The following is a 6,363-nucleotide window of genomic DNA, read 5'->3' as shown; positions in this document are numbered from 1 at the left end:
CGTGGGGTCCTGGCCCGCCCCCCGGGGGGGCCGGGGTTGGGCGGTGGGGGCATGCGGGCCCCCCGCGCCCCCCCCCCCCCCCGGCCGGGCGCTCGGGGGGGGGGGGGCGCGGCGCCCCCCCCCCCCTCCGGCGTACCCGCCCCCCTCCCCCGGCTCAGATCAGCGGCCGCGACGGCTTCCCCCTCGCCTCGTCGATCTCCACGTGGGCCTTCTGGAGCAGCTGGGTGGCGATGTCCATCAGCGCGCGGGCGCCCGCGATCTCCTCGCCGACCCGCAGCTGCCCGGAGTCCGAGGGGTGGCGCTGGGCCTGACCGTGCCCGCGTACCTCGGTCCCGTCACCGAGCCGCACCAGAGCGGCGGCCCGGGTGCGGTCGCCGTCCTCGCGGAACTCCATGTCGACGTGCCATCCGACGAGTGTGTGCATGCGGATCACCTCCGGTGGTTCCCTTCCAGAATCCCCCGACCGGCCCGACCGCGCCCCTCCACCGCGACCCGGGCCGTCCGCGTCCTGTCCCCCGCCCGGGAGAAGGAGCTCCAGGAGCAGCAGAACGCCCTCTTCGCCGCCGTCCCCGTGCCCGAGGGCGCCGACCGGCTGACCGCCCCGGCCGCCACCCCGCCCCGGCCGCATCCCGCCCCGGCCGCATCCCGCCGGCGCACCGGTCGCCACGCCCGCCGGACGACCCTGACCCCGGTCGGGGCCGCCCGCCGGACGGCCCCGACCCCGCTCCCCACACCCGCCGGACGACCCCGACCCCGGTCGGCCACCGGCCACCCCCGCCGCGAGTGACCGCCGGTCAGCCCCGGCGCGCCGCCGGCCGGGCGGCCCCCGTCGGCCACCGGCCCGCGGGTCGCCCCGGCCGCGCCCCGGAGAGGCCGGCGCCCCCGACCCCCGGGCCGTTCCCGGCCCCCGGCCCCAGCCCCGATCGCGCCCGGCCTACGATCCCCCCATGCGCTACGCAGACGGCCCGACCGCGACCGCCGAGAGCACGATCGACGCACCCCCCGCGCGCGTGTGGGAGCTCGTGACCGACATCGGCCTCCCCGCCCGCCTCAGCCCCGAACTCCGGTCCGCTGCCTGGCTGGACGGGGCGACCGCCCCGGCCGTGGGGGCCCGCTTCGAGGGGCACAACGACCACCCGCTGGTCGGCACCTGGCGTACCCACGCGCACGTCGTGGAACTGGTCGAGCAGCGGGCGTTCGCCTGGGCGGTCACCGACCCCGACGACCGCTTCGGCGGCGGGGAGCCCGACCCGGACCGGCCGCTGGCGACCTGGCGGTTCGAGCTGTCACCCGTGCCCGGGGGCGGCACCCTCCTGCGCCTCTGCGCGCGCCTGGGCCCCGCCCGGTCCGGGGTGAGCCTGGCCATCGACCGGGCGCCGGACCACGAGGAGCGCATCGTGGCCGTCCGCCTCGCCGAGCTGCGTACCGGCATGGCGGCCACCCTCGACGGCATCAGGGCCCTGGCGGAGGACCGCCCTCCGGCGCCCTGAGCCCGCAGGGTCGCCGGGCGACCGGGCAGGATCCCGTCGCAGAAAAGTTCCGACACCGTGTCATCCGGGTCCGTCCCGGGAGGAGTTCATACGGGTGGAGAGGCGCCACTCCGTCGAGTCCACCCGCACTTCCCGAGGAGACCCGCATCCATGACCCGGATGAAGCAGTACGTGGCGACCGCCGCCGTGGCCGCCGTCCTGGCGGCCGTGCCGACGGGGGCGTACGCCGCCGAGCGGACCGCCCCGCAGCGGGGCGCCGTGGCCGCGCCCGCCGAGCAGGGCGCCACCACGTCCCCGATCCGCACGGTGCGGTCGGGTGAGCGCGTCGACACCGGGCGCGGCTACACGCTGTGGCTGACCCCGCAGGGCAAGCACTGGTCGGACCCGGACGGCGTCGAGAACTTCCGCAGCGTCGTCGACGGCAACATCGACCGCTCCCGGCCGGGCGTCAGCCACCAGTCGGAGGGCGACCGGAACGGCATGTTCCACTCCGGTGTGTTCTACGGCGCGAAGAAGGCCGCCCGCGTCGAGCTCGTCGCCGCCGACGGAACGCGGACCCCCGCGTCCCTCGTCCGGCTGCCGGGGAACCCGGACTGGGGCGCCTGGTACGTGCACACGCCGCCGGCCACCGGCGAGAGCGGCCCGGGCGTGGCCCTGTACGACCGCTCGGGCCGGCTCCTCGCCGAGCTGCCCGTCCGGGACTTCTGACCGGTCCCCCGCGACTCGTGGCAGGGCCCGGTTCGGGGCGGGCCCTGCCACGGAACACCCGGGACGCCGGCCCCCTCGCCCTCCGGCCACCGACCGCCCCAGCCCCGCCACCACCACCGCCACGGGCCGCCCCCGACCGCCCGACCGGTCCGAGCGGCCCCCACCGCCCCACCGCCCCACCGCCACCGCCACCGCCACCGCCGTACGAACGCGAGGTTCCGCACCGTGCCGCACGGGTCCGACGCCGAGGCCACCGACTTCGCCGACTTCGCCACGGCCGCCTGGCCCCGCCTGGTGCGCACCGCCCAGCTCCTCACCGGTGACTTCCACGAGGCGGAGGACCTGGTGCAGACGACGCTCGCCAAGGTCTACGGCCGGTGGCGGAAGGTGCCGCGCGACCAGATCGACCTGTACGTGCGCCGCGCCCTGGTCAACAACAACCTCAGCCGCCTGCGCCGCAGACGGGTCGTCCACCTGCTGACCCCGTTACTGCCGGACACGGCCCGGCACGCCCACGCCGGCCACGCGGACACGATCGACCAGCGGACGGCGCTCATGCGGGCGCTCGCCGACCTCTCCTCCCGGCAGCGGGCCGTGATGGTGCTGCGGTACTGGGAGGACCTGAACGAGCAGGACATCGCGGAGGTGCTCGGCTGCTCGGTCGGCACGGTCAAGACGCACGCCCGGCGCGGTCTGGAGGCGCTGCGCGCCCACCCCGTCCTCGACCCCCACCTCCACGCCTCCCCGGGAGCAGAGCGATGACCCCCGAATCCCCGGCGGACACCGAGGCCGCCGCCCGCAGGCTCCGGGTGGTGTTCACGGAGACCGCCCGCGACATCGCCCCGGCCCCGGTGCCGCTGGCGGCCATCGAACGCGCCGGCCGCGCCCGCCTGCGGCGCCGCTCGGCGGCCCTGGCCACGGGGTGCGCCCTCACCGTGACGGCGGTGGCCCTCACGTTGACACAGTTCCTGGCACCGGCGCGGTCCCCGTCGCCGGCCGTCCCGGCCACCCCCGTGCCGGGCCCGACCGTCCCGCCGTCCCCGCCCCCGTCGCCGTCGCGGCCCGTATCCCCACCGGCCGCGCCGCCCAGGGTGGTGGCGGCCGGTGAGCGGGTCGACGCGGGGGGCGGCTGGAAGGTCTGGCTGACCGCCGAGGGCAAGCACTGGTCGGGCCCCGACGGCTTCGTGAACTTCCGCAGCGTCACCGACGGAAACGTCGACCTCGGCGAGCCGGGCCTCAGCCACCAGTCGGAGGGCGACCAGAAGGGCACGTTCCACTCGGGGGTCTACCACGGCACGAAGGGCGCCGCCCGCGTGGAGCTCACCGGCCCGGACGGCACCAGGACGTCCGCCACCCTGCTGGAGCTCCCCGGCTCGCCCGGCTGGGGCGTCTGGTACGCCAGCACCCCGCCCCGCCCGGAAGCGGGCGCGGGCGCGGGCGCGGGCGCGGGCGGCGACCGCCTGGCCCTCTACGACGCCGCCGGCACGCTCCTCGCCGCGCTACCGGGCTAGGTCCTGTCGGGCAAGGTCCTCGACCCCCCGGGCGGCACCGCCCCTGTCGCAGCGATCCGGCTCCGGCACCGAACACGCGCCGCACAGGAGCTCGCGGGAGGCCCTCACCGCTGCCAGAGGAAGGCGGCCCCGCCGCAGGGGCGGCAGTGGAAGACGTAGCCGCGGCCCCCTCCGCCGAAGTTGGCGGAGGTCTCGAAGTCGGACCCCTCTTCGAGTTCGGCCGTGAAGCTCATACGGGCGGTGCAGGAGGGGCAGCCGGGAGTCTCGTCGCCCTGGAGCCAGTCGGGTTCGCCACCCAGCCGTCCCAGCACCGGCTCCGCGGTCGGGGTGTCGGCCGGGTGGGGGCGCAGGGCCGTGACCGCACCGAGCAGCGTCTCCCCCTCGGCGGGGACGGTGGCCGCCGACAGCGGTCCTTCCCACACGTAGGCGCGGTTGGCACCGGAGGTGGCGTCCCAGTCGTCGCACATGCCCGGGTCGTTCTGGCAGAAGAAGACGCCGATCACCCCCGGATCGAGGGGCAGCTGGGCGAGGAACTGCATGGGCCCGCCACACTCGCGGCAGTTCGGCCAGACGAACCCCTCCGGGACGAGCGGCACTCCCCCCGTGCGCGGTCCGGGGGCGTCGGCTACGGCTTTCCCGCCGTGTACCAGAAGCATGGCCGAAGCCTAGGCGCGACCTCTTCCCCTCCGACCGGGAGGGGGGCCGGGCGCCGGCAGAGCCGAGGCCCCCACCACCGACCGCCGACCGCCGGCTACCGGCTACCGGCCCAGCCGCTGCGCGACCTCCGTCGCCCAGTACGTGAGGATCATCTTCGCCCCCGCCCGCCGGATGCCGGTGAGGGACTCCAGGATCGCCTGCTCCCGGTCGATCCAGCCCTTCTCCGCCGCCGCCTCGACCATCGCGTACTCGCCGCTGATCTGGTACGCCGCGACCGGCACGTCCACCGCGTCCGCGACCTTCGCCAGCACGTCGAGGTAGGGACCGGCCGGCTTGACCATCACCATGTCGGCACCCTCGTCCAGGTCGAGCGCCAGCTCCCGCATCGACTCCCGCAGGTTCGCCGCGTCCTGCTGGTACGTCTTGCGGTCCCCCTTCAGCGACGACCCGACCGCCTCGCGGAACGGCCCGTAGAAGGCGGAGGCGTACTTCGCGGTGTACGCGAGGATCGACACGTCCTCCTTGCCGATCGTGTCGAGCGCGTCGCGGACGACGCCGACCTGGCCGTCCATCATGCCGCTCGGCCCGACGACGTGGACGCCCGCGTCCGCCTGGACCTGCGCCATCTCGGCGTACCGCTCCAGCGTCGCGTCGTTGTCGACGCGCCCGTCGGCGTCCAGCACGCCGCAGTGCCCGTGGTCGGTGTACTCGTCGAGGCACAGGTCCGACATGATCACCAGGTCGTCCCCGACCTCGGCCCGCACGTCCCGGATGGCGACCTGCAGAATGCCGTCCGGGTCGGTCCCCGCCGTCCCGGCCGCGTCCTTCTTCGCGTCCTCCGGCACGCCGAACAGCATGATCCCGGAGACCCCGGCCTCGACCGCCTCCACGGCGGCCTTCCGCAGCGTGTCCCGGGTGTGCTGCACGACGCCGGGCATCGCCGAGATCGGCACCGGCTCGCTCACGCCCTCCCGCACGAACGCGGGCAGGATCAGGTCGGCCGGATGCAGCCGCGTCTCCGCGACCATCCGCCGCATCGCGGGAGTCGTCCGCAGCCGCCGCGGCCGCGCACCGGGGAAGGATCCGTACACAGTCATGCCCCTCACGCTACGCCCGCCCCACCGGTGCCTTTGCCGACGCCCAGTCGGCGCCGCCGGTCGGCGGGCCGCTCCCACCCGGTACCGTGTCCCGGCCGTGACCACACCGCCGTCGGGGGAGACAGACCGTGCGCAGTGCCGCCGTGACAGCAGCCGGGGACCGCGTCCGCTGGGTGGAGCTGCCGGGCCGTGACCCGGTGCGCGTCTACGTGCACGGCCTGGGCGCCACCTCGCCCGCGTACTTCGCCGCGACCGCCGTCCACCCCCTCCTCGCCGGTCACCGCTCCCTCCTCGTCGACCTGCTCGGCCACGGCCACAGCGACCGCCCCACGTCGTTCGCCTACACCCTCGAGGACCACGCCGACACGCTCGCCGCCGCCCTGCGCGCCGCGGACGTCGCCGGGGCCGAGCTCGTCGCGCACAGCATGGGCGGTTCGGTCGCCGTCGTGCTCGCCGCCCGCCACCCCGACCTGGTCTCCCGGCTCGTCCTGGTCGACGCCAACCTCGACCCGCTGCCCCGCCTGCCCGGCACCGCCGGGAGCAGCGGCATCGCGGCGTACACGGAGGAGGAGTTCGTCACCGGCGGCTGGCGCGAGGTCCGCGACCGGGTGGGCGCGCACTGGTGGTCGACGATGCGCCTGGCGGGCCTGGAGGCCCTGCACCGCAGCGCGACCCATCTGGTCCGCGGCACGGTGCCGACCATGCGGGAGCTGCTGCTCGCGCTGCCGGTCCCCCGCACGTACCTGTTCCCCGAGGCCGACGCCCCGTTCCCGGGCGCGCGGGAGCTGGCCGCGGCCGGGGTCACGGTGGCGGCGGTCCCCGACTGCGGCCACAACGTCATGCTGGACAACCCCGAGGCGTTCGCCCGGGCCGTGGCGGAGGCGCTGACCGGCTGAGGCG

The 6,363-nt window shown here is 76.4% G+C and carries 8 protein-coding genes; 5 read left to right on the top strand and 3 right to left on the bottom strand.

Annotation, left to right across the window (positions count from 1 at the left end; genetic code table 11):
- Positions 1-154: 154 nt before the first annotated feature.
- The gene (locus tag ACF053_RS18445; RefSeq protein ID WP_228983566.1) at positions 155-424 is read right to left on the bottom strand and encodes a DUF1876 domain-containing protein; all 270 of its coding nucleotides are present in this window, start codon (positions 422-424) and stop codon (positions 155-157) included.
- A 523-nt stretch (positions 425-947) separates the two neighbouring features.
- Here ACF053_RS18445 and ACF053_RS18440 point away from each other — a divergent pair.
- The 4 genes from ACF053_RS18440 to ACF053_RS18425 all read left to right on the top strand — a co-directional run bounded on the left by ACF053_RS18440 (position 948) and on the right by ACF053_RS18425 (position 3,709).
- On the top strand, positions 948-1,490 hold the full coding sequence (locus tag ACF053_RS18440) for an SRPBCC family protein (RefSeq protein ID WP_391954888.1): 543 nt from the start codon (positions 948-950) through the stop codon (positions 1,488-1,490).
- Positions 1,491-1,640: 150 nt separating this feature from the next.
- A complete protein-coding gene (locus ACF053_RS18435) occupies positions 1,641-2,198 on the top strand; it encodes a hypothetical protein (RefSeq protein WP_391954887.1) in 558 nt (185 codons plus the stop codon).
- A 225-nt stretch (positions 2,199-2,423) separates the two neighbouring features.
- Positions 2,424-2,960 (top strand): SigE family RNA polymerase sigma factor, encoded by a 537-nt coding sequence (locus tag ACF053_RS18430; RefSeq protein ID WP_391954886.1) that lies wholly within the window; start codon positions 2,424-2,426, stop codon positions 2,958-2,960.
- The gene (locus tag ACF053_RS18425; protein ID WP_391954885.1) at positions 2,957-3,709 is read left to right on the top strand and encodes a hypothetical protein; all 753 of its coding nucleotides are present in this window, start codon (positions 2,957-2,959) and stop codon (positions 3,707-3,709) included. The genes ACF053_RS18430 and ACF053_RS18425 overlap by 4 nt, the downstream gene beginning before the upstream one ends.
- A gap of 104 nt (positions 3,710-3,813) precedes the next feature.
- On the opposite strand, the gene ACF053_RS18420 is transcribed toward ACF053_RS18425, so the two are convergent.
- Both ACF053_RS18420 and hemB read right to left on the bottom strand, forming a co-directional pair.
- The gene (locus ACF053_RS18420) at positions 3,814-4,365 is read right to left on the bottom strand and encodes a hypothetical protein (protein ID WP_391954884.1); all 552 of its coding nucleotides are present in this window, start codon (positions 4,363-4,365) and stop codon (positions 3,814-3,816) included.
- Positions 4,366-4,467: 102 nt separating this feature from the next.
- Positions 4,468-5,463, bottom strand: coding sequence for a porphobilinogen synthase (gene hemB, locus ACF053_RS18415; RefSeq protein WP_391954883.1), 996 nt, complete (start codon positions 5,461-5,463; stop codon positions 4,468-4,470).
- Positions 5,464-5,591: 128 nt separating this feature from the next.
- Between hemB and ACF053_RS18410 the strand changes: the two genes are divergently transcribed.
- A complete protein-coding gene (locus ACF053_RS18410; RefSeq protein WP_391954882.1) occupies positions 5,592-6,359 on the top strand; it encodes an alpha/beta fold hydrolase in 768 nt (255 codons plus the stop codon).
- Positions 6,360-6,363 lie beyond the last annotated feature (4 nt).

The organism is Streptomyces kanasensis, assembly GCF_043077165.1.
GTDB classification, from domain to species: domain Bacteria; phylum Actinomycetota; class Actinomycetes; order Streptomycetales; family Streptomycetaceae; genus Streptomyces; species Streptomyces changanensis.
This window is presented reverse-complemented; position numbering and strand designations above follow the sequence as displayed.

Excerpts from the sequence above, each read along its gene's own strand:
- ACF053_RS18445 (WP_228983566.1), bottom strand. The coding sequence starts at position 424 with ATGCACACACTCGTCGGATGGCACGTCGACATGGAGTTCCGCGAGGAC.
- ACF053_RS18440 (WP_391954888.1), top strand. The coding sequence starts at position 948 with ATGCGCTACGCAGACGGCCCGACCGCGACCGCCGAGAGCACGATCGAC.
- ACF053_RS18435 (WP_391954887.1), top strand. The coding sequence starts at position 1,641 with ATGACCCGGATGAAGCAGTACGTGGCGACCGCCGCCGTGGCCGCCGTC.
- ACF053_RS18425 (WP_391954885.1), top strand. The coding sequence starts at position 2,957 with ATGACCCCCGAATCCCCGGCGGACACCGAGGCCGCCGCCCGCAGGCTC.
- ACF053_RS18420 (WP_391954884.1), bottom strand. The coding sequence starts at position 4,365 with ATGCTTCTGGTACACGGCGGGAAAGCCGTAGCCGACGCCCCCGGACCG.
- hemB (WP_391954883.1), bottom strand. The coding sequence starts at position 5,463 with ATGACTGTGTACGGATCCTTCCCCGGTGCGCGGCCGCGGCGGCTGCGG.